Here is a 24,642-nt window from a genome sequence, read left to right on the forward strand (position 1 = left end):
CCGGACGCCCGGCCGCACACACCGGTGGATCACGGTCGGTTGGCCGACTCGACGCCGGTGGCGCTCGCCCCGGTGGCATAGCCTCGACGGCACACACCACGGCGGTCGGGGGCCGGCATGCTCCGCACGGACGACATCGACAGCCTGGCCCGCGCCGCCGCCCGGGGCGAGCCGGGCGCGCTCGACGCGCTCCTGACCGCGGTACGCCCCGAGGTGCTGCGGCTCTGCGGCCGGCTGCTGCCGCACCGGGAGGACGCCGAGGAGGCCTGCCAGGACGCCCTGCTCGCGGTGGCCCGGGGCATCGGACGCTTCGAGGGCCGGTCGTCGTTCCACACCTGGCTCTACCGGATCACCGCGAACCGGGCCCGCTCCACCTACCGGGCGCTGCGGCGACGCTGGCAGCTCGAGGCCGGCGGGGTGCCGCTGCCCGACCCGCCCGACCCGCAGCGGACCAGCGTGGTCGCCGGCACCCGGCTCGACCTGCTCGACGCGCTGGACGCGGTCCGCCCCGAGGCCGCCGAGGCGCTGACCCTGCGCGACCTGCTCGGCCTCTCCTACCGGGAGATCGCCACCCTGCTCGACGTACCGGAGGGCACCGTGAAGTCCCGGGTCCACCTGGCCCGCCGGCAGGTCCGGGAACGGCTGACCGGTGACTGAGCCCGGCTCCGACCGGAGGCAGGCCGGTGACTGGGCAACCTCGCCCCGACCGGAGCGGCAGGCCGGTGGCTGAGCGGCCCCGCCCGGGCCGGCGGCTGGCGGTCCTGCTGGCGCTCGTTCCGGTGACGGCGTGTGGGCCGACCCCGGTGGCCCCGCTGCCGGTGCGGCCACCGGACCCGACGGTCGCCCCGGCGACGGCCTCGCCGCCGGCGACCACCCCGGCCGCGCCGCCCACGACCGGCCCGGCCGCGACCACCGTGGGCGCGCTGCCGTCCCGGCCCCCGGCACCGCCGCCGACCACACCCGCCCGGCCCCCGGGCGGCACCCGCCCGCCGTCGACGAGCCCCCGGCCCAGCGCCTGTCTCGGTCCGGTCCGCTACGACCTGGTGCTCGCCGACACCGAACTGGCGTTGCTCAGGTCGCTCTGCCTGAGCGTCGGCGGCGTGCTCCGGATCCAGGGCATCGGCCCCGGCGAGGTCACGGTGGACCGGGAGGACCTGGTCTCCCACCACTACGAGGCCGGGGTGGTGGACATCCGGTTCGTCCAGCCCGGCACGGTACGGGTGACCATCCCGCAGGACGGCACGCCGTACCCGGTCACGGTGGTGGTGGTCTAGCCGGCCGTGGCGGTCACCCGCACCCCGGCGAGCAGCGTGTCGACGAATTCCGGTCCACCGCCCGGGGGCGGGACGACCTGCACATAGAGCAGTCCGGCGGGGCCGGCGCGGGCGGCCGCCTCGACCAGCACCGGGCGGCCCACCGGGCAGGCGTAGCCGGCCACCACCCAGTCCACCCCGGACTGTCGGGTCCGGCGCTCAGGCACGGCCACGCAGTCGGCGTGCGGGCGTTGCGCGACGAACTCCGCCGGGGTGGTCCGCCGGCCCAGGCTGGCGGAGAGCCCGACGAAGGCGCCGGGCACCGTCGGGTCGGCCGCCCACCGGCCCGGGTCGGGCGAGACGACCAGCGCCGGTTCGAGTCGTCCCCGCTCGTCGTAGCGGCCGGCCCAGCCCGTCCCGACCGCCCGCCAGCCCGCCGGCAGGGCGACGCTCACCGGTCCGCTGCGGCCCCGACCACCGTCCGTCGCCGGAAGGGCCGCGTCGCCTCCCGTGCCGCCCAACACGACGACGGTCAGCGCCCCGGCTCCGACCAGACCGAGCCAGCGGCCCGGCCCGCGCCGTGGTCGCGGCGACCCCGCCACCCGGTCCGCCCGGCCGCTGGAATCCGCCCGCCCGGCCCACTCGCCAGCCTCGGCCCGCTCGGCAGCTTCGGCCCGCTCTGGAGGTACGACCGGCCCGGCAGGTTCGACCCGTTCGGCAGGTTCGACCCGGCCGGTGCGGGGGGTTTCGTCGGCGGGATGCGGCGTCCCCGCCGGGTCGTCCGCAGGCCGGGGCGGGTCGCCGGGCGGTCGGGTGGCCCGGCGCAGCGCGACCCGAAAGGCGTCCGCGTCGGGATAGCGGTCGGCGGGCCGCCGCGCGGTGGCCCGCCGCAGCACCGCCGCCACCGGGCCGGGCACCCCCGTCGCGGGCAGCCGCTGGTCGGGGCCGCCGAGCAGTCGCAGGCCGAGCCGGCCCAGCCCGAACACGTCGCTGCGGGTGTCCACCACGGCCAGCGGGTCGTCCTGTTCGGGGGCCATGTAGCCGGGGGTGCCGGCCCGGGCGGTCAGCCCGGACGCGGCGGCGAGCGCCTTGGCCAGCCCCAGGTCGGCGATGACCACCCGCTCACCCTCGACGGTCGAGGCGAAGAGCACGTTGCCCGGGGTGAGGTCGCGGTGCACCACCTGCTGCCGGTGCAGGACGGCGACCCCGGCGGCGATCTCGTCCAGCAACGCCAGGGCCACCGGCACCGGCAGCGGTCCGGCCGCCAGCCGGTCCCGCAGGCTGCCACCGTCGGCGAGGGCCAGCACCGCGTACGGTCGACCGTCGGGCAGCTCCCCGACCGCGTGCACCCGGACCAGCCGGGGGTGGTCGAGTCGCCGCAGCAGCCGGACCTCGTCCCGGAAGCGTTCCCGTACCCGCAGGTCGTGGCTCCAGTTCTCGGCCAGCACCTTGATCGCCACCCGGGAGTCGAGGGCCGGGTCGTGGCCCAGCCAGACGGTCGCGAAGGAGCCCGCGCCGAGCAGCCGCTCGATCCGGTAGGAGCCGATCCACGGCGGAGTGCTCATCGTCCCGCCCACACCGCACGGTAACCGGCGGCGACGGGTCGGGTGGACCGCCGGAGCCGGGACCGGTCGGAAAACCGACGAACGGATCCCGGCCGGGCGGAGACCAACAGGACGACAGACCCGTACCACCGAAGGAGTTGCGTCATGCCTCGTCTGCCCGCCATCCTGCTGGCCAGCGTGCTGGCCCTCGTCATCGTCGCGCCGGCCGGCCCGGCCGCCGCCCACCGGGCCGACCCCGGCGTCCGGTCCGGCTCCACCGTGGATCTCCGGCCGGGTCGCCCGGCCCTCGGCACCGACCTGCTCAGCGTCCGGGGCGCGGGGCCGTTCCGGATCGGGGCCTCGTTGACCCGGCTCACCTCGGCCGGACTGATCGCCTGGACGGTCGTCGGGTGCGACGGCACGGTCGATGCCGGCGTCACCGGTGAGTGGGCCGGGGTCATCCTGGTCACCTTCCGGGACGGACGGCTCGTCGAGGTGGGCACCGCCACCGCTCCGCCACGTTCACCGGCCGGCGCGTCGGTGGGCATGACCTTCGCCGAGCTGGAGGAGATCTACGGCCCCCGGGGCGCCCTGATCCACAACGACGCCGGGGACGCCACGGCGTACCTGGTGCGGTACGGCGACCGGGTCGAGCTGTTCACCGGGCACCCGATCCGGCCCGGTGTCGGCTACTTCCAGGCCGGGCTGGCGGATCACGTCGAGCGGGCCTTCCGGCAGGGCCCCTCCTGCTGATCGGTCCCCGGCAACCGGGGCGTCGGGGTCTCCCGACGCCCCGGTTTCGCATGGTGTCACTGACCACATTGCTATGCCGCTCGACATTAGTGTGTGCCACACACTATGGTGTGAAGCATGGTTAGCGAGGAGGTCCTCCGGACCCATCTCCAGGAACTTCGTCGCGGCACGGTGGTGGTGGCCAGCCTGGTCGCGCTACGCCGGCCCGGCTACGGCTACGCGCTGCTGCAACAACTCACCGGCCACGGCTTCCCGGTCGACGCCAACACCCTCTATCCCCTGCTCCGACGGCTGGAAGAACAGGGGCTGCTGACCAGCGAGTGGAACACCGAGGAGAGCCGGCCGCGCAAGTTCTACCGCACCAGTGCCGACGGGGAGACCATGCTGGCCCGCCTGCTCGACGACCTCGCCGCCGTACAGACCTCCGTGACCGGGCTGATCGAAGGAGCCGACCGATGAACACGCTGACCGACCGCTACCTCGCGGCCACCCTGCGGGCGGTGCCGGCACCCCGGCGGGAGGAGATCGCCACCGAGCTGCGCACCGCCATCGAGGACATGATCGACGACCGGGTCGGCGGCGGGCAGGACGGCACCACCGCCGAGCGCGAGGTGCTCACCGAGCTGGGCCATCCGGAACGCCTCGCCGCCCGGTACGCCGACCGCCGGCTCCAGCTCATCGGCCCCGCCCACTACCTGCTCTGGCAGCAGGTGCTACGCCGGCTGCTGACCACCATCCCGGGCACCGTCGGCGTACTCGTCGGGGTGGTCCAGGCCACCGTCGCCGACAACCCGGGCGGGGCGATTGGATCGGGCATCGCCGCGGCCTTCCAGACGGCGGTGCAGATCGCCTTCTGGGTCACCCTGAGCTTCGCGATCCTGGAACGCACCAACACCTCGCTCCCGCTGCCCGGATGGCACGTCGACCAGCTGCCGGAGATGCCGGCGGAGCGGGACATCCGCCTCCCCGACACCTGCGCCTCGGTGGTGACGGTCCTGCTCACCCTCGCCTTCCTGCCCTGGCAGCACTTCCGGTCCTGGGTCCGGGACACCGACGGCGACCGCATCCCGCTGCTCGACCCCGCGCTGTGGACGTCCTGGCTGCCGGTGCTGGCCGCCGTCCTGCTCGCCGGGCTGGTGCTGGAGGTGGTCAAGTACCGCACCGGGCGGTGGACCTGGCCGCTCGTCGTGGTCAACGCCCTGCTCGACCTGGCCTTCACCGTGCCGCTGATCTGGCTGGTGGCCACCGACCGGCTGCTCAACCCGGACCTGGTCGACCGGTTCGGCTGGCTGCGCGACGGCGACGGGCTGGGCGTCGCCGGCCGGGTCACGGTCGTGGTCGTCGCGGCGGTCACCCTGTGGGACCTGGTGGACAGTGTGCTGAAGGCCCGCCGGTCCGCCGCCCGGACCGGCGGCTGAACCCCGGTCCCGTCCGGCGGACCAGGGGCGCCGGGCCGGGACACCCCGCGGGGCCTCCCGCCGGACGACCCACGTCGCCCGGCGGGAACCGCCGTGCCGGCGCGGCCGTCAGGCGTCGACCGCCGACATCACCTCGTCCGAGACGTCGAAGTTCGCGTAGACGTTCTGCACGTCGTCGCAGTCCTCCAGCACGTCGATCAGCTTGAAGACCTTGCGGGCGCCGTCCTCGTCGAGCGGCACGTTGACGCTGGGGATCAGGGAGGACTCGGCCGACTCGTACTCGATCCCGGCCTCCTGCAGGGCGGTACGGACACCGATCAGGTCGGCCGGCTCGGAGACCACCTCGTACGCCTCACCGAGGTCGTTGACCTCCTCGGCCCCGGCGTCGAGGACCGCCATCATCACGTCGTCCTCGGTGGTGTCGGCCTTCGGGACGATCACCACCCCCTTGCGGGAGAACATGTACGACACCGAGCCGGCGTCGGCGAGCGAGCCGCCGTTGCGGGTCAACGCGGTCCGCACCTCGGTGGCGGCCCGGTTCCGGTTGTCGGTCAGGCACTCGATCAGCATCGCCACGCCGTTCGGGCCGTACCCCTCGTACATGATGGTCTGCCAGTCGGCGCCGCCGGCCTCCAGGCCTGAGCCGCGCTTGACCGCCCGGTCGATGTTGTCGTTCGGGACCGAGCTCTTCTTGGCCTTCTGGATGGCGTCGAAGAGGGTCGGGTTGCCCGCCGGGTCACCGCCACCGGTCCGCGCCGCGACCTCGACATTCTTGATCAGCTTGGCGAACATCTTGCCGCGCTTGGCGTCGATGACGGCCTTCTTGTGCTTGGTGGTCGCCCACTTTGAGTGGCCGGACATCTCGTACCTCCGTCTGTTGACTCACGCCTCGCGTCGACTGGCCGCGCCGGCTCCAGGCCGGGACCGGCCGCACTGGAGGGCCGCGACGGGCGGTGCCCGCGCCGAACCGCGGCAATCCTACCGAGAGCACCGAACCCACCGTCACACCCGGCACGTCGGACGCACCGACCTGTCCGGCGAATCGTCACCATTCGCCCGTTCCGGCGGCCGAACCGGCACCCACCGGACCGGGATCCGCCCCTTGTCGTGCCCACCGGGTGGCGCGACAAGGGGCGGACCCGACGTCAGGGCGAGGGGACCGACGGCTCAGCGGGCGGCCCCGACCAGGTCGGCGAAGTAGCGGTGCAGGCGCAGGTCACCGGTCAGCTCCGGATGGAACGAGGTGGCCAGCAGGTTGCCCTGGCGGACGGCGACGATCCGGTCGACCGCCGGGCCGCCGGTGACCCGGCCCAGCACCTCGACGTCCGCCCCGACGCGCTCGACCCAGGGTGCCCGGATGAAGACGGCGTGGAACGGCCCGCCGTCGATCCCGGTGATCCCCACCGGGGCCTCGAACGAGTCGACCTGCCGGCCGAACGCGTTGCGCCGCACGGTCATCGCGATACCGGCGAAGCCCCGCTGGTCGGGACGGCCGTCCAGCACCTCGGCGGCCAACATGATCATCCCGGCGCAGGACCCGTAGACCGGCATCCCGTCGGCGATCCGCTTGTCGATCGGGTCGCGCAGCCCGAAGACGTCCACCAGCCTGCTCATGGTGGTGGACTCCCCACCGGGGACGACCAGCCCGTCGACCGCGTCCAGCTCGGTCGGCCGACGCACCGGACGGGCGTCGGCGCCGGCCCCGGCCAGGGCGGCGAGGTGCTCCCGGACGTCCCCCTGCAGGGCGAGCACCCCGATCACCGGTCCGCGCACGGCCCCTCCCCCCGCCCCGACCAACGGATCACCAGCCGCGCTCGGCCAGCCGGTGCGGCTGGGGGATCTCGTCGACGTTGATGCCGACCATCGCCTCACCCAACCCCCGGGACACCTTGGCCAGCACGTCCGGGTCGTCGTGGAAGGTGGTCGCCTTGACGATCGCGGCGGCCCGCTCGGCCGGGTTGCCGGACTTGAAGATGCCGGAGCCGACGAACACCCCCTCCGCGCCGAGCTGCATCATCATCGCGGCGTCGGCCGGGGTGGCGATGCCACCGGCGGTGAACAGCACCACCGGCAGCTTGCCCGTCTCGGCGACCTCCCGGACCAGCTCGTACGGGGCCTGCAGCTCCTTCGCCGCGACGAACAGCTCGTCGGCCGGCAGGGAGCCGAGCCGGGCGATCTCCTGCCGGATCCTCCGCATGTGCATGGTGGCGTTGGAGACGTCGCCGGTGCCCGCCTCGCCCTTGGAGCGGATCATCGCGGCACCTTCGGTGATCCGGCGCAGCGCCTCGCCCAGGTTGGTCGCCCCGCACACGAAGGGGACGGTGAACGCCCACTTGTCGATGTGGTTGGCGTAGTCGGCCGGGGTCAGCACCTCGGACTCGTCGACGTAGTCGACGCCGAGCGACTGGAGGACCTGCGCCTCCACGAAGTGACCGATCCGGGCCTTGGCCATCACCGGGATGGAGACGGCCGCGATGATCCCGTCGATCATGTCCGGGTCACTCATCCGGGAGACCCCGCCCTGGGCGCGGATGTCGGCCGGCACCCGCTCCAGCGCCATGACGGCGACCGCACCGGCGTCCTCGGCGATCCTGGCCTGCTCGGCGGTGACCACGTCCATGATCACACCACCCTTGAGCATCTCGGCCATGCCCCGTTTCACGCGGGCGGTACCCCAGACGTGGGTGGCGTCGGCGTTCGGGGAGGGCGTTTCGGGCATGGTCCATCACTCCTCGGACGTGCTCGGGGGTCGACTGCGGCTGATGCTATGCCGGCGCGGACGCCGCTCCGACAGCCAATCGGCCCCACGGTGGACTGCCCTGTGGCCCCGGTCACCCCGCGACCCCGGCTCAGCCCGCCGGCACGTCCGCGGGCAGGGCCAGGGTGGGATCGTCGATGTCGAAGTAGCGCGGCCAGGGGTGGCGGCGACCCATCCGGCACACCCGCACCAGGGGCCGGCTCCGCGCGGCGCGGGCGTCCCGGACCAGGTCGGTGTGCACCTGCCGGGACAGGGCCAGCCGCCGGCTCGCCGCGATCACCGCCCCGCAGGCGGGATCGGCCGGGTCGAGCCGGACCGCCCGCAGTTGCCGGGTGAGGTCGTTCTCGGCCGCCTCCCGCTCCTCGGGGACCGCGTCCAGGGCGATCCGCGCCGCCGCGTACAACTCGACGCCGTACCGCTTCTCGGCCAGCACCGCGGCGGCGGCGGCCCGGCGCAGCAGGTGGGCGTCGAGCGCCCGCGCCGCCGACGCCGCCCGGGTCTGCAACCGCTCGACCCGGCCGGCCGTCCAGACCAGGTAGACCCCGGTCAGGCCGGCCACGACTACGGCGAGCAGCACCGCCCACAGGTGCGGCATCGTCGTGGTCACTCCGGACCACCCAGCCCCGCCCGTTCCTGGTCGATCACCCGGCCGTCGGTGGCCTCGATGGCCGCGGCGTAGACCTCGACCACCCGGCGGGCCACCACCGGCCAGTCGTAGAGCGCCACCACCTGCTCGCCGCAGGCGGACAGCGCGGCCCGCTGGGCCGGATCGTCGAGCAGCTCCACCAGGGCGGCCCGCAGGCCGACCGGGTCGCCGGTCGGGAAGAGCCGGCCGGCCCGCCCGCCGTCGAGCACCCGGCGGAACGCGTCCAGGTCGCTGGCGACCACGGCGGCCCCGGCCGCCAGCGCCTCGGTGAGGATCATGCCGAACGACTCGCCCCCGGTGTTCGGGGCGACGTAGAGATCGACGCTGCGCAGCATCCGGGCCTTGTCGACCTCGGAGACCATGCCGAGGAACGTCACCCGGTCGCGCAGCCCGGCCGGGAACTGCCCGTACAGGTCGTCCGGGTCGCCCGGCCCGGCCACCAGCAGCCGCAACCCGGGCCGCTGCGGGGCCAGCGCGACGAACGCGTCCCGCAGGATCGGGAAACCCTTGCGGGCCTCGGTGAACCGGCCCAGGAAGCCCAGCGTCCCGCCACGGCCCGGGGCGCACTCCCCCGGCCAACCGGGCAGCGGCGGCACCCCGGCGAACTTCGCCACCGCCACCCCGTTGGGGATCTCCACCGCCCCGCCGTCCAGGTGCTCGACCTGCACCTTGCGGGCCAGCGCGCTGACCGCGATCCGGGCGGTGATCCGTTCCAGCGGGATCTGGAGCATCCCCTGGGCGGCGGCCATCACCCGGGACCGGGTGATGGCCGTGTGGAAGGTGGCCACCACCGGCCCCCGGGCGGCGAGCACCGCCATCATCGACAGGCTCGGGATCAGCGGCTCGTGCACGTGCAGCACGTCGAAGTCGCCCCGGGCGATCCAGCGCCGGACCCGGGTGGTGGAGACCGGCCCGAACAACGCGATCCGGGCCACCGAGCCGTTGTACGGCAGCGGCACCGCCCGGCCGGCGGCGACCACGTACGGCGGCAGCGTGGACTCCTCGTCGGCGGGGGCCAGCACGCTCACCTCGTGACCCAGCCCGATCAGCGCCTCGGCCAGGTCCATCACGTGGTTCTGCACCCCGCCCGGGACGTCGAAGGAGTACGGGCACACGATGCCGATCCGCACTGGCGCCCCCCTCCCTCAGACCGAACCGGCGCTGGCCGGGGGCGGCGGTGCGGCGGATCCGCCGTCGGTGGAGCCCCGCTGGTCCAGCCACATCCGCTGCAACATGTGCCAGTCTTGCGGATGACGGGCGATGCCCGCCGCCAGACAGTCGGCAATCCGCTGGGTCAGCACCCGGACCCGCTCGTCCAACGGCGCGCTGTCCGGATCGGGCACCGGCAGCGGGCCCTCCAACTGCGCACGCGCCATCTCCGGTTCGTACCACAGCGAGGCAACGTAGAGCGGGGCGCCGGTACGGATGGCCAGCAGCGCCGGCCCGGCCGGCATCCGGGTCCGGCCGCCGAAGAAGTCCACCTCGATGCCCCGGGCCGACAGGTCCCGGTCGGCCAGCAGCGGCACCACCGCGCCCGCCCCCAGCCGGTCCACCAGCACGTCGAAGGCGGGCCGGGTACCGCCGTGGGTGGGCAGGATCTCCATGCCCAGGGACCGTCGGAAGGCCAGGAACCGCTGGTAGACGCCCTCCTGCTGGAGCCGCTCGGCCACCGTGGTGATCGGCCACCCGGTGGCGGCCACCCAGGCTCCGGCGGCGTCCCAGTTGCCGGCGTGCGGCAACGCCACCACCGCACCCCGCCCGGCCGCCACGTCGGCGCCGAGCAGCTCCGATCCGCCCAGGTGGAAGCTGGCGAGGATCTGCTCCCGGCTCAGCGAGGGCAGCCGGAAGGCCTCCATCCAGTACCGGGCGTAGGAGCGCAGGCCGCGCCTGACCAGCGCGTCCAGCTCCGCCTCGGGCATCTCGGGGCCGACCACCCGGCGCAGGTTGGCCCGCAGCCGGGTCGCACCCTTGCCCCGGGCGCGGTGGGCGCGGTCCGCGCCCGCCCGGAAGGCCGCGGCGACCACGGGCCGGGGCAGCGCGCGGGCCAGCCGCCAGCCGGCGACGTAGCCGAGCTCGGTGAGGTTCACTCCCGGCCGACCAGGTGCGCCTGCCGGTACACGTGGGCCACCCGCTGCCCGACCGTGAAGATCGACACCGCGGCGAGCAGCCAGAGCGAGATCTCCAGCGCCGGCCCGACGTCGAGCCCGGTGAGCAGCCCCCCGACGCCGACGATCAACAGCCGTTCGGTGCGCTCCGCGACGCCCACGTTGCCGCTCATCCCCAGCCCCTCGGCGCGGGCTTTGACATAGGAGACCAACCCGCCGGCGGCCAGGCAGATCAGCGCGGCGGCCACCCCGGAGTGGTTGCCCTCGGTGGCCAGCCAGTAGGCGACCGCGCCGAAGACCGCGCTGTCGGCGACCCGGTCCATCGACGAGTCGAGGAACGCGCCGAACCTGGTCGAGCCACCGCTCATCCGGGCCATCGTCCCGTCGAGCATGTCGGTGAGCGCGAAGAAGGTCACGATCAGCGCACCGGCGACCAGCTGACCGCGGGCGCCGAAGCCGAGCGCGCCGACGAGCACGCCGACGGTGCCGGTCACGGTGACCGCGTTGGGGGACACGCCGGCGCGGAGCAGACCGCGCGCGACCGGCTCCACGACGCGGGTCATCCCCGCGCGGGCCGTCTCTTGGAAGATCTTCGCCATGGCGGTCCCACGATAACGGCCGGCAGCGGCGGGCGGTACGGCCGGTCGTCCGACCCGCCCGACGGAGCTCGTGCAGGGTTGTCCGAGGGGGAAAAATCCGGAGAAAAGTGAGCCAGGTCACCACGTCGCCCGTTGACCACCGGTCGACCGGCGGACCACCGGAGGATATCGCCGCGGCACCCACCCGTGCCCGCTTCCCGTCGCGCGCGGCGGTCACCGTCCACCACCGGCTGAGGGAGGTGCGCCGCGATGGCGCAGAAGAACCAGGAGAAGGGCTCCACCGGCGGCCTGCCGGCGGCGACCACGCCCGACCGGGTACGCAACGTGGTGCTGGTCGGGCACTCCGGGGCCGGCAAGACGACCCTGGTCGAGGCGCTACTCGCGGCCAGCGGCACGATCGACCGGGCCGGCAGCGTCACCGCCGGCACGACCGTCGCCGACCACGACCCCGCCGCGGTACGCCAGCAGCGCTCGGTCGCGCTGTCCTGCGCCCCGCTGGAGCACGCCGGGGTACGGGTCAACCTCCTGGACACCCCCGGGTACGGCGACTTCGTCGGCGAGCTGCGGGCCGGTCTGCGGGCCGCCGACGCCGCGCTGTTCGTGGTCTCCGCCGTCGACGGGATGGACGCCGCCACCGCCGCCCTCTGGGAGGAGTGCGCCGCGGTGGACCTGCCGCGGGCCGTCGCGGTCGCCCGGCTGGACGACCCGCGCGCCGACTTCGACGAGGCGGTGGCGCTGTGCCAGCGGGTCTTCGGCGACGACGTGCTCCCGCTGCACCTGCCGATGCTCGGCGACGACGGCGAGTCGGTCGCCGGGCTGCTGGCGCTGGTCACCCGGCGGGTGCACGACTACTCGGCCGGATTGCCCGCCACCGTGCGGGAGCCGGATCCGCAGCACCTGCCGGCCATCGCCGAGTCCCGGGGCGAGCTGATCGAGGGGATCATCGCCCAGAGCGAGGACGAGACCCTGATGGACCGCTACCTCGACGGCGCGGAGATCGACACCGACGTGCTGGTCGGCGACCTGGAGAAGGCGGTCGCCCGGGGTCACCTCCACCCGGTGCTGCCGGTCTGCGCGACCACCGGTGTCGGGCTGGACGTGCTGCTCGACACGCTGGTGTCGGCGTTCCCCCCGCCCCTGGAACGGCCGGTGCCGGCGGTCACCGGGCTGGACGGCTCCCCCCGCTCGCCGCTGGCCGGCGACCCGGACGGTCCGTTGGTCGCCGAGGTGGTCCGGACCACCGTCGACCGGCACCTCGGCCGGGTCTGCCTGGTCCGGGTCTTCTCCGGCACGCTGCTCCCCGGTCAGCCGGTGCACGTCGCGGGGCACGGGCGGGCCGACCGGGGACGTCCGGACCACGACACCGACGAACGGATCGGGGCCCTCCACCGCCCGCTCGGTGCGGCCCTGCGGGAGGTCGCCGGCTGCGTCGCGGGCGACATCTGCGCGATCACCGAGGTCGGCGGGGCGCAGACCGGCGACACCGTGTCGGCGACGGACGAGCCGCTGCTGCTCGCGCCCTGGGAGATGCCGGAGCCGCTGCTGCCGGTGGCGGTCGTGCCCCGGCACCCGGACGACGGGGACGCCCTGGCCCGTAGCCTGGACCGGTTGATCGCCGGCGACCCGACGGTGCGGCTGGAGCGCGACCAGCAGACCCACCAGCTGGTGCTCTGGTGCATGGGCGAGGCGCACGCCGACGTGCTGCTCGACCGGCTCCGGGCCGACGGGGCGGAGCTGGACACCGAGCCGGTACGGGTGCCACTGGGGGAGACGTTCACACAGGCCGCCGCCGGGCACGGCCGGCACGTCCAGCAGCCCGGCGGGCACGGCCAGTAAGCCGTCCGCGACCTCACGGCGGAGCCGCTGCCCCGTGGCGCCGGGGTCGAGTTCATCGACTCCCCCACCCCCACAGCAGCGTCGATCATGAAGTTCCCGTGAGGGTTGCGTCGATCATGGAGTTGTGGTGGGTATTTATCCCCCATATGCAACTTATGCGGAGCACCACAACTCCATGATCGACGGGGTGAGGGGGCGGGGTGGGGGTGGGATGGGGTTCGACGGGGTGGGGCTCGGCGGGGAAGCGGGTGGGTTGGGCTCGCGGGTTGGACTCGGGGTGGGATGGGACTCGGGGCTCTGGGTGAGGCTGGCGGGAAAGTGGGGTGGGTTGGGCTCGGGGTGGGTTGGGCTCGGGGTGCGTTGGGCTCGGAGTGCGTTGGGCTCGGGGTGCGTTGGGCTCGGGGTGCGTTGGGCTCGGGGTGCGTTGGGCTCGGGGTGGGTTGGGCTCGGGGTGGGTTGGGCTCGGGGTGGGGTGTGGGGTGGGTGGGTTTGGGGTTAGGGGCGGGCGGCGGGGATGGGGGGGAGCGGCCAGTGCGGCCGGTCGGCGTCACGTAGCGCGGCCGTCCGCAGTGCGGCGAGTCCCCGTTCCACCTCGGCGAAGTGGTCCGGAGCGAGCGGGCCGAGACGCAGCGCGGCGGCGTTCTCCTCGACCTGGGCGACGGTACGGCAGCCGGGGATCGGCACCGTCCGGCCGCTGCGCGCCCAGATCCAGCCGAGCGCGCCCTGCGCCAGGGTCCGCCCGTCGGCGGTGAGCGCGCTGCGGACGGCGGTGACCCGGCGCAGCCACTCCGGTGCCGGCCGACCACTGCGGAACCACTCCAGCCAGCCCGGCGCCCTGCCCCGGATGTCGTCGCGGGGCAGCGTGGAGCCGGTGGTGTACTTGCCGGTGAGCAGCCCCATCCCGAGCGGCCCCCGGTTGATGCTGGCCAGGTCGTGCTTGTCGCAGGTGGCCAGCATCACCGGGGCGTCCCGCAGCACCGACAGGCTGTGCTGGATCGCGGCGGCGTGCGGGGCGACCTGGGCGAAGCCGGCGGCCCGGTCGGCCCGGTCGGTGCTCCAGCCGTACGCCCGGACCAGGCCCTCGGCGACCAGTTCCTCGCAGCCGCCGACCAGCGCTTCCACCCTGGGCAGCGGCAGGTCACCCAGGTGCAGCTGGTAGAGGTCGATCCGGTCGGTGTCCAGTCGACGCAGCGAGTCGACCACGGCCCGCCGCAGGTACGCCGGGGAGGCGTCCTCGCCGGTGGCCTGGCGGGACCGTTCGTCGAAGGTGTACCCCCACTTGGTGGCGATCACCGCCTCGTCCCGGCGACCGGCCAGCGCCCGCCCGAGGATCCGTTCACTGTGCCCCGCGCCGTACGTGTCGGCGGTGTCGAAGAGGGTCACCCCGAGGTCGAGCGCGCGGCGGACGGCCCGTACCGACTCCTCGTCGTCGACCGCGCCCCAGCCCAGCGGCTGGGTTCCCTCGGCCCAGGGGCCACCGATCGCCCAGCACCCCATGCCGAGGGCGCTGACCTCGATGCCGCTGCGACCCAACATCCGTGTCGTCACTGCCATCGCCGCATCGTGTCACCTTCCGGGCGGGTGGGAGGACGAAGCTGACGGATCGTGCCCGGTCGACCACATGCGACATTGCCGCCGTGGCCCCGGACGCCACCCGCACCAGCGTCCGACCTCCCGGCGGACCGTCGGCGGACCCGTCCGGTCCACCTGGCCACCCGTCCGGCGACCCCCGGCGTGCCGGGTCGACCAGCACCCCGGCACGCCAACGGCAATGGTCGACCGTCGCCCCGGCACGGCCACGGCAACGGCAACGGCAACGGCAACGGTCGACCGTCGCCCCGGCACGGCCACGGCCACGGCCACGGCCACGGCAACGGCAACGGCAACGGCAACGGTCGACTCTCGCCCCGGCGCCCCGACGGCGACGGTCGGCGGGGCGGGTCAGTGCGGCAGGACACGCGCCAGCGGCAGCAGGGTCGGCTGGCCGGGCCAGGCACCGGTCAGCGTGGCCCCGGCCGACCCGTCGCCGGCCGACCCGTCGCCGGACAGCCCGTAGGCGGCCAACCCGTCGCCGGGCAGTCGACGCGCGACGACCAGGTCGACGGCGTCGGTGACGATCCGGGTCGGTTCGCCGTCGGTCACCCGGCGTACCTCGCCGACGGCGGGGACCGCGACGCCGCGCTCGACGGCCACCGTCATGGACGGCTCGCGGACCTCCCGTACACCGTCGACCTCGAAGTACTCCTCGGCCTGCCCGGCGCCGGTGCCGATCGCGGCGGCCAGGGTGGCGGCGTAGACCGGGTCGCCGCAGGCGTCGTAGACCCAGCGGGCGCCGAGCACCGAGTGCCGGGTGGTGCCGACCAGCCACTCGTCGGCACCGGCCAGCAGGGCGTCCCGGTAGGTCAGCGGCACCTGGTACACCGGCCCGGCACCGACCCGGACCAGCATCGTCTCGATGCCCACCGCCCCGGCCGGGTCGTCGAACCGGTAGCTGGCCACCCGGGTCGGCTCGCCGTCGACCGGCCCCGCATACCAGGGTCGGCCGGGCAGCCAGGCGGCGAGGAGTTCGAGTTTGCCGGGGCGGATCTCCGCCCGGTGCAGCAGCGCCATGATCACATCCTAGGTCCGGGACGACCGGTCAGGACGGCCAGACCCGGGCGAGCAGTTCGCGGGTGTCGACGAGCAGTTGCGGCAGCACCTTCGTCCGGCCGATCACCGGCATGAAGTTGACGTCCCCGCCCCACCGGGGCACCACGTGCTGGTGCAGGTGGGCGGCGATGCCGGCACCGGCCACCCCGCCCTGGTTCATCCCCAGGTTGAACCCGTGCGCGCTGCTGACCTGCCGGACCACCCGCATCGCGGTCTGGGTGAACGTCGCCAGCTCCACCGTCTCGGCCGGGTCGAGGTCGGTGTAGTCGGCCACGTGCCGGTAGGGACAGACCAGCAGGTGCCCCGGGTTGTACGGGTAGAGGTTGAGCACCGCGAAGACGTGCCGGCCCCGGGCCACCACCAGGCTCCGGTCGGCCGGCAGCCCGGGGGCCAGGCAGAACGGGCAGCCGGCGGGCTTCTCGTAGCCGCCGTCGGGCCGGTCCTCCCCGGAGATGTAGGTCAGCCGGTGCGGGGTCCAGAGCCGGTCGAGCCCGTCGGCCAGACCCTCGTCCGCCGGGCCGTGGTCGGTGTCGCCGTCGAGGTGCCGCTCCGCCCCAGTCACACCGTTGATCCTACGGTCCCCGCGACACCGGGGCACCGGCCCGCCGGGGCGGGCCGGTGCCGGGGCCGGGTCAGCTGCCGGCCGACGGACCGGCGTTGGTCCGCGAGGAGACCACGTCGAGCACGTGGGCGACCGCCTCGGCGACCGGCACCCCGTTGCGCTGGGAGCCGTCGCGGTAGCGGAACGAGACCGTGCCGGCGGCCACGTCGTCGTCCCCGGCGATCACCATGAACGGGATCTTCTGCTGCTGGGCGGTGCGGATCTTCTTCTGCATCCGGTCGTCACCGGCGTCGACCTGCGCCCGGATGCCCTCGGCGCGCAGCGCCGCGACGAAGCCGTGCAGGTAGTCGGTGTGGTCCTCGCGGATCGGGATGCCGACCACCTGGACCGGGGCCAGCCAGGCCGGGAAGGCCCCGGCGTAGTGCTCGGTGAGCACCCCGAAGAACCGCTCGATCGAGCCGAACAGCGCCCGGTGGATCATCACCGGCCGCTGCCGGCTGCCGTCGGCCGCCTGGTACTCCAGGCCGAACCGCTCGGGCAGGTTGAAGTCGACCTGGATGGTGGACATCTGCCAGGTGCGGCCGATGGCGTCCTTGGCCTGCACGGAGATCTTCGGCCCGTAGAAGGCCGCGCCGCCCGGGTCGGGCACCAGGTCGAGGCCGGATTCCTGCGCGGCCGAGCGGAGCGCCTCGGTGGCCCGCTCCCAGTTCTCGTCGGTGCCGACCGACTTGTCGGGGTTGCGGGTGGACAGCTCCAGGTAGAAGTCGTCCAGGCCGTAGTCGCGCAGCAGTTCGAGCACGAAGGCGAGCAGCGACTTCAGCTCGCCGGCCATCTGCTCCTCGGTGCAGAAGATGTGCGCGTCGTCCTGGGTCATGCCCCGGACCCGGGTCAGACCGTGCACCACGCCCGACTTCTCGTACCGGTAGACCGTGCCGAACTCGAACATCCGCAGCGGCAGCTCCCGGTAGGAGCGGCCCCGGGACCGGAAGATCAGGTCGTGCATCGGGCAGTTCATCGGCTTGAGGTAGTAGTTCGCCCCCTCCACCTCCATGGGCGGGAACATCCCGTCGGCGTACCAGTCGAGGTGCCCGGAGACCTCGTACAGGTGGCCCTTGGTGATGTGCGGGGTGTTGACGAACGAGTAGCCGGCCTGCTCGTGCTTGATCCGGGAGTAGTTCTCCATCTCCCGGCGGATGATGCCGCCCTTGGGGTGGAAGACCGCCAGGCCGGAGCCCAGCTCGTCGGGGAAGCTGAACAGGTCGAGGTCGACACCGAGCTTGCGGTGGTCGCGCCGGGCGGCCTCCTCCAGCAGCTTCAGGTACGCCTTCAGCTCGTCGCGGGTCGGCCAGGCGGTGCCGTAGACCCGCTGGAGCTGCGGGTTCTTCTCCGACCCCCGCCAGTAGGCGGCGGCCGACCGCATCAGCTTGAACGCCCCGATCAGCCGGGTGTTCGGCAGGTGCGGGCCCCGGCAGAGGTCCGACCAGCAGACCTTGTCGTCGGTGGCGGCGAGGTTGTCGTAGATGGTCAGCTCACCGCCGCCCACCTCCATCACCTCGCTGGTGTCCAGCCCTTCGCCCTTGACGTCGATCAGCTCCAGCTTGAACGGCTCGGCGGCCAGCTCGGCCTTCGCCTCGTCGAGGCTGCCGAAGCGGCGGCGACGGAACCGCTGGCCGGACTTGACGATCTCCTGCATCCGCTTCTCGAGCTTGGCCAGGTCGTCGGGCTGGAACGGCTTGTCGACGGCGAAGTCGTAGTAGAAGCCGTTCTCGATCGGCGGGCCGATGCCGAGCTTGGCCTCGGGGAAGACGTCCTGCACGGCCTGGGCGAGCACGTGCGCGGTGGAGTGCCGCAGCACGTTGAGCCCGTCCGGCGAGTCGAGGCTGACCGGCTCGACGGTGGTCTCCTCGGCCGGGGTCCAGTCCAGGTCGCGGAGCTGGCCCTGCGGGTCGCGGACCACCACGACCGCCTTCGGGCCGGCGGCGGGCAGCCCGGCCGCGGCCACCGCGTCGGCCGCCGTCGTCCCGGCGGCGACGACGACGGGGTCGGCCACGACGGGGGTACGGGGTGCGGACACGGTGACTCCTCAACGGCAGACGGCACGGATGGGCCGGCGTGCCGGCCCCTTCGATGCTATCGGTCCCCCGGTTCCGCCCGGTCGCCGGGAAAGGACGCCCCCGCCGGATGGTCGGCGGTCCGCCCGTTGAACCTTTTCGGCCCGCCGTCCGAACTACCAGGTGTGGCCGGAGCCGGTGTCGGCCACGGCGAGACGGATGGGGGCGGAAGATGGCGACGACCCGTGGTGACGCCCGGCGGCGTCGGAGCGTGCTGGTGCTGGCGGCGGTGGCGGCCGGGGTGTTCGGCGCCCCGGGCGCGGCGCTGGCGGACGGGGTGACCTCCAGCCCGAGCCAGGCGGTGCAGGGCGACGCGGTGGAGCTGACGTTCGTGGTGCCCGAGGAGCGGGCCGGCGCCCGGACCGAGAAGATCGAGTTCCGGTTGCCGGAGGACGCCCCGATCGGCGAGGTCTACCCCCTGTCGGTGGACGGCTGGGCGCCGTTGATCACCTCCCGCGACCTGGCCGCGCCGGTGGCCGGCATCCACGCGCCCTCGGTGAGCACGGTGACCTCGGCGGTGGTCTGGACCCGGGGGGCCGGGCCGGCGGTGCCGGGCCCGGCCCGGCTCTCGGTGGCCATGGGTCCGCTGCCGCAGCTCGACCGGATGACCTTCGAGTTGGTGCAGACCTACTCGGACGGCACCGTGGTGCGCTGGGCCGATCCGGCCGGCGGCGGCCATCCCGCTCCGACGCTGACGCTGGTGCCACCGGCCCCCGGCGCGGTGACCGGGCACCACGGCGGCGCGGCCGACGCGACTGACGCCCAGGCCGCCCCGGACGCCGCAGCCGCACCGGCGGACGGCGACGGCGGCCCCAGCGCCGACCTGCTGCTCGGCGGCGGCCTGCTGGTCGGGTTGGGTGGCGGCGCGGCGATCGGCTGGGTGGCGAGCCGCTCCCGCCGACGGGCCGCCGCCGACCCGGAGACCGACGGGGACGACGACCCGACGTCGGACGCCGACCGGTCCCCGGACGACCGGGGCTGGCGTCTCGACGGGTCCGCCCCGGACGCTTCCGCCGACACCGGCCCCGAGCGGGTAGCGGCACGCTGAGTGCGGGCGGCTGGCCGGCACGCTGAGTGCGGGCGGCTGGCCGGCACGCTGAGCGGTCGCGGCACGCTGAACGCCGGACGGGAGCGGCACCCCGGGCGGCCGGCGGCAGGCTGAGCGCGGACCGGGCGGCCTCGGTCCAGCCAGGCGGGCAGCGCGGACCGGACGGCCCTCAGTCCAGCCAGGCGGGTAGCGCCTCCCGGGCGGCCAGCCAGTCGTCCGGCACCCCGCCGGGCGTACCGGTCCCGGTGTGGCCGCCGACGATCCCGCCGACGATCGCGGCGGTGGTGTCGACGTCCCCGCCCGCCTCGACGCAGGCCCGGATGGCGGCCGGGTAGTCGGTCAGGTGGGTGGCGGCCACCCAGAGGGTGAAGGCGACGGTGTCCTGGGCGGTCACCCGGGATCCGTTGCCCAGCGCCGCGACGACCTCGTCGAGGGGGCGGCCGAGCAGGCTGATCGCCCCGCGTACCCGTCGGTGCACCTCGGCGGTCGGGTCGACCGCCGCGGCGACGGTCGCGAGCAGCCGGGTCGCGTCGGGGCTGTGCTCCCCCTCCAGCCGGCTCCGGGCGGCGAGCGAGGCGGCGACGGCCACCGCGACCGCGCCCGCGATCCCCTCCGGGTGGGCGTGGGTGACCTCGGCGCAGGCGCGGGCCCGGGTCGCCGCGCGGGCGGTCGAGTCGGCGTACCAGGCGCCGAGCGGGGCGATCCGCATCGCGGCGCCGTTGCCGCAGGAGCCCTGGCCGTCGAAGGCCGACGCCGCGGCCACCGGCCACGGGGTGCCGGTGCGGATCAACCGCAGGATCGTCACCGCACCCGGTCCGTACCCCCGGTAGGGCTCGGCCCGGGTGGCGAAGGCCAGGGCCAGCCGGTCGGGGTCGATGTCGCCGTGGGCGGCCAACTCGGCCAGCACCGAGCAGGCCATCTCGGTGTCGTCGGTCCACTGCCAGGGCGGCGGGGGCAACCGGCCGGCCGCGAGGTCGGCGGGCCGCCGGCCCGGGACGAAGAACTGGGAACCGAGGGCGTCGCCGACGGACAGTCCGGCGAGGCTGTCCCGGGCCAGCGCCAGCCGTGCGTCGGGAAAAAGGGTGAACGGCATCGTCGTACCATTTTGCCCGGTTCGCGGGTCCGTCGCAACGCGCCCGACTTGCCACGGGCAGTACGGTGCTGACGTGGCCACCGTGCTCCTGGTCGAAGACGACCACGTCGTCCGGGGCGCGATGCTGCGCTCGCTCAGCGAACGGGGGCACGCGGTGCACGCGGTCGGCACAGCCCTGGACGCGCTGCGCCGGGTCGCCGCCGAGACCCCCGATCTGGTCGTGCTCGACCTGGGCCTGCCCGACCTGGACGGCTCGGACGCGCTGCGGATGCTGCGCGGCATCACCGACGTGCCGATCATCATCGCCACCGCCCGCGACGACGAGCAGTCGGTGGTCCGGCTGTTGCGGGCCGGCGCGGACGACTACATGGTCAAGCCGTTCACCGGCGCGCACCTGGATGCCCGGATCACCACCGTGCTGCGCCGGGTCGGCCGGGCGAGCCGCACCGTGGCACCGGCCGTGCACACCGTCGGCGGCCTGCGGGTCGACGTGGGCGAACGCAGCGCGGTGCTCGACGGGGAGCCGATGGCGCTCACCCGCAAGGAATTCGACCTGCTGGCGTACTTGGCCGCACGGCCTGGCCGGGTGGTGTCCCGGCGGGAACTCTTGGAGGAGGTATGGCGCCAGCCGTCGGTCGGCGAGGACCAGACCATCGACGTTCACCTGTACTGGCTACGGCGAAAGATGGGCGAGTCCGCGGCGAAGCCGCGCTACCTGCGCACCGTGCGGGGGGTGGGGTTCCGGCTGGTGGCCCCCGACTGAGGCCGACGCTGGCCGCCCTGACGGCCGGCGTGTGCGCGCTGGTCGCGCTGGCCTTCCTGGTCCCGCTCGGGCTGGGCCTGCGCGCTGAGGTCCGCCGGGAGGCGCTGGCCGACGCGGCCCGGCGCGGGGCGATGGTCACCGGCGCGCTCGCCGTCAGCACCGACCCGGCGGCGGTCCGCCGCGCGGTCGAGGCCACCGGGGACGATCCGGCGACCCGGCCCGTGGTGCACGGACTGGCCGGGGAGCAGCCCGCCGGTCGGGTGCCGGCCGCCGAGCTGGAGCGGGCGCGGGCCGAGGAGCGGTCCCGGGTCGTCGACGTCGACGGCGGGCTGGTCCGGCTCGACCCGGTGGTGCTCGACGGCACGGTCGCCGTGGTCGAGGTCTTCGTGCCCGCCGCCGTCCTCGACGAGGGCGCGGACGGTACCTGGCTGCTGCTCGCCGGGGTGGCCGTGGCGCTGGTCGGCGCGGCGGTGGTCGTGGTGGACCGGTTCGCCGCGCGGGCGGTCGACGCCACCCGGGGCCTGGTCCGGGCCGCGCTCGCCGTCGGCGACGGCGACCTGGGGGTACGGGTCGACCCGAGCGGTCCGCGTGAGCTGGCCGAGGCCGGCTACGCGTTCAACCGGATGGCCGACCGGCTGGTCGCCGCCCGCACCGACGAACGGGAGCTGGTGGCGGACCTGTCCCACCGGCTGCGTACCCCGTTGACGGTGCTGCGGTTGGACGCCGAGGGGCTCGACTCCGACGACACCAGCGTCGGCTCGTTCAGCCCGGCGGAGCTGGACCGGCGGCGGACGATCCGGCGCATCCGGCAGGCGATCGTCACCCTGGAGGGCGAGATCGACGTGCTGATCAAGACGACCCGCAAGGCGGTGGCGCACGAGGCCGGGCCGGCCGAGTGCGACGTCAGCGAGGTGGTCCGGGACCGGATGGTGTTCTGGGCCGCGCTGGCCGGCGACCAGAACCGCCCGCACCGGGTCAGCGGCGCGCAGTTGCGGATCCCGGTGCCGGTGCCTCGGGCCGAGCTGGCCGCCGCCCTGGACGCGGTGATCGGCAACGTCTTCCGTTACACCCCGCAGGGCACCGCGTTCGAGGTGGCCGTCTCCCGTCGGGACGGGTACGTGGCGATCCGGATCGACGACGCCGGGCCGGGCATCGCGAATCCGGACCGGGCGTTGCGGCGCGGCAGCAGCGACCAGGGCTCGACCGGGTTGGGGCTGGACATCGCCCGGCGGGTGGCGTTGCAGGCCAACGGCTCGGTGAGCCTGGACCGGGCCCGGCTGGGCGGGGCGAGCGTGGTGATGCTGCTGGCCGATCCGCAGGCGACGCCCCGGCAGGTCAACCGGTTCGGGCTGGTCGGCCGGATGGCGCGGGAGGCGCGGGAGCAGAAGGGCGGGGGCCGCCGGTGGCCGCGGCAACGCCCCACCGACGGCTGACCGTCGGCGCTGACTGTGCTGCGGCACAAGGTTTCCTTAGATCCGGATTAACGACCGCGACGCGGGGCGCGCGGGCTGTCAGGATCGTGTCCGAACCCATCAGTCCACCGGCCTGTCGCCCCTGACACCCACCGGCCGGTGGATCAGTACGCGCGGCGGGGGCACGGTCCCCCACACCAGCTCCCGCCGCGTGTACACCACTTCTCCGGGTTTCCACCCCTGTGGTCAGCGGCTCGCCGCGTAGGCGTCGATCTCGGCGATGATGCGGGCCTGCCCGGCGGGGTCGAGGAACGAGGCGGAGACCGCCTCCCGGGCCAGTGCCGCGAGTTTTTCGGGGCCGGCGTCGAGCAGTCGGGCGGCGACCGCGTACTCGTCGTTGAGGGTGGTGCCGAACATCGGCGGGTCGTCGGAGTTGACGGTGACCCGCACGCCCGCGTCGACCAGCCGGTGCAGCGGGTGCTCCTCGATCCGGGCGACGGCCCGGGTCCGCACGTTGGAGGTCGGGCAGACCTCCAGCGGGATGCGCCGCTCGGCCAGGTGGGCGAGCAGCTCCGGGTCCTGCGCGGCGGAGATGCCGTGGCCGATCCGCTCGGCGCCCAGCTCGCGCAGGGCGTCCCAGATCGTCTCCGGTCCGGTGGTCTCCCCGGCGTGCGGGACCGAGTGCAGCCCGGCCGCCCGCGCCTGGTCGAAGTACGGCTTGAACTGCGGCCGGGGCACGCCGATCTCCGGGCCGCCGAGGCCGAAGGCGACCAGCCCGTCGGGGCGTTCGTCGAGGCTGATCCGCAGGGTCTCCTCGGCGGCCGGCAGGCCGGCCTCGCCGGGGATGTCGAAGCACCAGCGCAGCGCGATGCCGAAGTCGACCTCGGCCCGTCGGCGGGCGTCCTCGATCGCCTCGCAGAACGCCGGGGCGGGGATGCCCCGGCGCACGTGCGAGTAGGGGGTGACCGTCAGCTCGGCGTAGCGGACCTGCTGGCGGGCCAGTTCCCGGGCCACCTCGTGGGTGAGCAGCCAGACGTCGTCGGGGTCGCGGATGAGGTCGACGACGCTGAGGTAGACCTCGATGAAGTGGGCGAAGTCGCGGAACGCGAAGTAGTCGGCGAGCGCGTCCGGGTCCGCCGGTACGGGGCTGCGTCCCTCGTGCCGGGCGGCCAGCTCGGCGACGATCCGGGGGGACGCGGAGCCCACGTGGTGCACGTGCAGCTCCACCTTGGGCAGTTCGGCGATGAAGGCGGACAGGTCGGTCACTGCTTCTCCTCTGCACGGGCACCGGTACGGGCGACCACGAAGATCCGACGGAACGGGAAGTACACCTGACCCTGCCGTACCGGGTACGCGCGGGCCAGTCGGATTCCCAGCGCGGCGCGGAAGTCGGCGTAGCCGGTGTCGTCCAGCACCGCCCGCACGGGGCGCAGGGCGGTGCCGTCCAGCCAGTTGAGCACGGGGTGTTCGGCGGCGGCGGGCAGCCGGTGCAGGTAGGTGGTCTCCCAGGCGTCGACGGCGCAGCCGGCGGCGGTCAGCGGCGTGGCGTACCCGACCGGGTCGTCGACCGGGTCCGCGCGCAGCAGCGGCCGGACGGTGTCCGCCCAGCGGGGGCCGGCGGCGACCGCCCGCAGCGCCCGGTGGGCGGGCGCGGCGAAGTTGCCGGGCACCTGGAACGCCAGCCAGCCGCCGGCCGGCAGTTCGCCGACCCAGCGGCGCAGCAGGGCCGGGTGGTCGGGCACCCACTGGAGCACCGCGTTGGCGACCAGCACGTCCACGTCGGGGGCGGGGTGCCAGTCGGCGACGTCACCGAGCGCGAAGTCGACCGGGGTGTCGAGCGTCCGCGCCCGGTCGATCATCTCCGGGGAGGAGTCGAGGCCGGCGATCCGGGCGTCCGGCCAGCGGCGGGCGAGGGCGGCGGTCAGGGTGCCCGGCCCGCAGCCGAGGTCGACCACCGCGCGGGGCCGCTCGGCGCCGACCCGGGCGAGCAGGTCGTGGAAGGGGCGGGAGCGCTCGTCGTCGTAGCGGAGGTAACTGGTCGGATCCCACATGCGCGGCTCCCAAGACGTACGTACGGTTTGTTGTGACCATA

At 74.5% G+C, this 24,642-nt stretch carries 23 protein-coding genes and 1 pseudogene; 9 read left to right on the forward strand and 15 right to left on the reverse strand.

Annotated features, from left to right (window positions below):
* The first annotated feature begins 117 nt into the window (after positions 1-117).
* Together O7625_RS26970 and O7625_RS26975 are read left to right on the forward strand one after the other, a co-directional pair.
* Entirely contained in the window at positions 118-657 is a 540-nt protein-coding gene (locus tag O7625_RS26970; RefSeq protein WP_067314556.1) for an RNA polymerase sigma factor, read from the forward strand.
* A 65-nt stretch (positions 658-722) separates the two neighbouring features.
* Positions 723-1,274 (forward strand): hypothetical protein, encoded by a 552-nt coding sequence (locus O7625_RS26975; RefSeq protein ID WP_282342616.1) that lies wholly within the window; start codon positions 723-725, stop codon positions 1,272-1,274.
* Here the strand turns inward: O7625_RS26975 and O7625_RS26980 are convergent.
* Entirely contained in the window at positions 1,271-2,818 is a 1,548-nt protein-coding gene (locus tag O7625_RS26980; protein WP_282342617.1) for a serine/threonine protein kinase, read from the reverse strand. The genes O7625_RS26975 and O7625_RS26980 overlap by 4 nt on opposite strands.
* A 144-nt stretch (positions 2,819-2,962) precedes the next feature.
* On the opposite strand from O7625_RS26980, the gene O7625_RS26985 reads away from it, so the two are divergent.
* From O7625_RS26985 to O7625_RS26995, 3 genes are all read left to right on the forward strand, one after another.
* Positions 2,963-3,550 (forward strand): hypothetical protein, encoded by a 588-nt coding sequence (locus O7625_RS26985; protein ID WP_282342619.1) that lies wholly within the window; start codon positions 2,963-2,965, stop codon positions 3,548-3,550.
* Positions 3,551-3,667: 117 nt separating this feature from the next.
* The gene (locus O7625_RS26990) at positions 3,668-4,009 is read left to right on the forward strand and encodes a PadR family transcriptional regulator (protein ID WP_282342621.1); all 342 of its coding nucleotides are present in this window, start codon (positions 3,668-3,670) and stop codon (positions 4,007-4,009) included.
* Entirely contained in the window at positions 4,006-4,968 is a 963-nt protein-coding gene (locus tag O7625_RS26995; RefSeq protein ID WP_282342623.1) for a permease prefix domain 1-containing protein, read from the forward strand. The genes O7625_RS26990 and O7625_RS26995 overlap by 4 nt, the downstream gene beginning before the upstream one ends.
* Positions 4,969-5,076: 108 nt before the next feature.
* On the opposite strand, the gene O7625_RS27000 is transcribed toward O7625_RS26995, so the two are convergent.
* From O7625_RS27000 to pgsA, 7 genes are all read right to left on the reverse strand, one after another.
* Positions 5,077-5,829, reverse strand: coding sequence for a YebC/PmpR family DNA-binding transcriptional regulator (locus O7625_RS27000; protein WP_067314570.1), 753 nt, complete (start codon positions 5,827-5,829; stop codon positions 5,077-5,079).
* A gap of 306 nt (positions 5,830-6,135) precedes the next feature.
* The gene (gene pdxT, locus O7625_RS27005) at positions 6,136-6,741 is read right to left on the reverse strand and encodes a pyridoxal 5'-phosphate synthase glutaminase subunit PdxT (RefSeq protein WP_282342627.1); all 606 of its coding nucleotides are present in this window, start codon (positions 6,739-6,741) and stop codon (positions 6,136-6,138) included.
* Between the two features lie 28 nt (positions 6,742-6,769).
* Positions 6,770-7,687 carry a pyridoxal 5'-phosphate synthase lyase subunit PdxS gene (pdxS, locus tag O7625_RS27010; RefSeq protein WP_282342629.1) on the reverse strand — a complete coding sequence of 306 codons (918 nt, stop codon included), beginning with the start codon at positions 7,685-7,687 and terminating at the stop codon, positions 6,770-6,772.
* A 130-nt stretch (positions 7,688-7,817) separates the two neighbouring features.
* Positions 7,818-8,321: a hypothetical protein gene (locus O7625_RS27015; protein ID WP_282347100.1), complete on the reverse strand. Its 504-nt coding sequence runs from the start codon at positions 8,319-8,321 to the stop codon at positions 7,818-7,820.
* Between the two features lie 8 nt (positions 8,322-8,329).
* On the reverse strand, positions 8,330-9,502 hold the full coding sequence (locus O7625_RS27020; protein ID WP_282342631.1) for a glycosyltransferase family 4 protein: 1,173 nt from the start codon (positions 9,500-9,502) through the stop codon (positions 8,330-8,332).
* Positions 9,503-9,517: 15 nt separating this feature from the next.
* Complete coding sequence (locus O7625_RS27025) at positions 9,518-10,459, reverse strand: phosphatidylinositol mannoside acyltransferase (protein WP_067315321.1); 942 nt, start codon at positions 10,457-10,459, stop codon at positions 9,518-9,520.
* Entirely contained in the window at positions 10,456-11,076 is a 621-nt protein-coding gene (pgsA, locus tag O7625_RS27030) for a phosphatidylinositol phosphate synthase (protein WP_282342633.1), read from the reverse strand. Before pgsA ends, O7625_RS27025 begins: the two co-directional genes overlap by 4 nt.
* Positions 11,077-11,325: 249 nt before the next feature.
* Between pgsA and O7625_RS27035 the strand changes: the two are divergent.
* A pseudogene (locus tag O7625_RS27035) lies at positions 11,326-12,972 on the forward strand (GTP-binding protein); the annotation flags it as partial.
* Positions 12,973-13,407: 435 nt separating this feature from the next.
* On the opposite strand, the gene O7625_RS27040 reads toward O7625_RS27035, so the two are convergent.
* The 4 genes from O7625_RS27040 to thrS form a co-directional block, all read right to left on the reverse strand.
* On the reverse strand, positions 13,408-14,466 hold the full coding sequence (locus O7625_RS27040; protein WP_282342634.1) for an aldo/keto reductase: 1,059 nt from the start codon (positions 14,464-14,466) through the stop codon (positions 13,408-13,410).
* 387 nt (positions 14,467-14,853) lie between these two features.
* Positions 14,854-15,522, reverse strand: coding sequence for a hypothetical protein (locus O7625_RS27045; protein ID WP_282342636.1), 669 nt, complete (start codon positions 15,520-15,522; stop codon positions 14,854-14,856).
* Between the two features lie 28 nt (positions 15,523-15,550).
* Positions 15,551-16,063 carry an HIT domain-containing protein gene (locus tag O7625_RS27050; RefSeq protein WP_089004381.1) on the reverse strand — a complete coding sequence of 171 codons (513 nt, stop codon included), beginning with the start codon at positions 16,061-16,063 and terminating at the stop codon, positions 15,551-15,553.
* Positions 16,064-16,193: 130 nt separating this feature from the next.
* Positions 16,194-18,197: a threonine--tRNA ligase gene (gene thrS / locus O7625_RS27055; protein ID WP_282342637.1), complete on the reverse strand. Its 2,004-nt coding sequence runs from the start codon at positions 18,195-18,197 to the stop codon at positions 16,194-16,196.
* Positions 18,198-18,406: 209 nt separating this feature from the next.
* Here thrS and O7625_RS27060 point away from each other — a divergent pair, with 209 nt between their 5' ends.
* On the forward strand, positions 18,407-19,282 hold the full coding sequence (locus O7625_RS27060; RefSeq protein ID WP_282342638.1) for a YcnI family protein: 876 nt from the start codon (positions 18,407-18,409) through the stop codon (positions 19,280-19,282).
* Between the two features lie 169 nt (positions 19,283-19,451).
* Here O7625_RS27060 and O7625_RS27065 read toward each other — a convergent pair whose 3' ends face one another.
* Entirely contained in the window at positions 19,452-20,375 is a 924-nt protein-coding gene (locus O7625_RS27065) for an ADP-ribosylglycohydrolase family protein (protein ID WP_282342640.1), read from the reverse strand.
* A 73-nt stretch (positions 20,376-20,448) separates the two neighbouring features.
* Between O7625_RS27065 and O7625_RS27070 the strand changes: the two genes are divergently transcribed.
* Complete coding sequence (locus O7625_RS27070) at positions 20,449-21,138, forward strand: response regulator transcription factor (protein ID WP_067307012.1); 690 nt, start codon at positions 20,449-20,451, stop codon at positions 21,136-21,138.
* 29 nt (positions 21,139-21,167) lie between these two features.
* On the forward strand, positions 21,168-22,571 hold the full coding sequence (locus O7625_RS27075; protein WP_282342641.1) for a HAMP domain-containing sensor histidine kinase: 1,404 nt from the start codon (positions 21,168-21,170) through the stop codon (positions 22,569-22,571).
* 225 nt (positions 22,572-22,796) lie between these two features.
* Here the strand turns inward: O7625_RS27075 and O7625_RS27080 are convergent, their stop codons facing one another.
* Positions 22,797-23,816, reverse strand: coding sequence for an adenosine deaminase (locus O7625_RS27080; RefSeq protein WP_282342642.1), 1,020 nt, complete (start codon positions 23,814-23,816; stop codon positions 22,797-22,799).
* Positions 23,813-24,601, reverse strand: coding sequence for a trans-aconitate 2-methyltransferase (locus O7625_RS27085; RefSeq protein ID WP_282342643.1), 789 nt, complete (start codon positions 24,599-24,601; stop codon positions 23,813-23,815). Before O7625_RS27085 ends, O7625_RS27080 begins: the two co-directional genes overlap by 4 nt.
* Positions 24,602-24,642: the final 41 nt, after the last annotated feature.

It is taken from the genome of Micromonospora sp. WMMD714 (assembly GCF_029581315.1).
In the GTDB taxonomy this organism is placed as follows: Bacteria; Actinomycetota; Actinomycetes; order Mycobacteriales; family Micromonosporaceae; genus Micromonospora; species Micromonospora rifamycinica.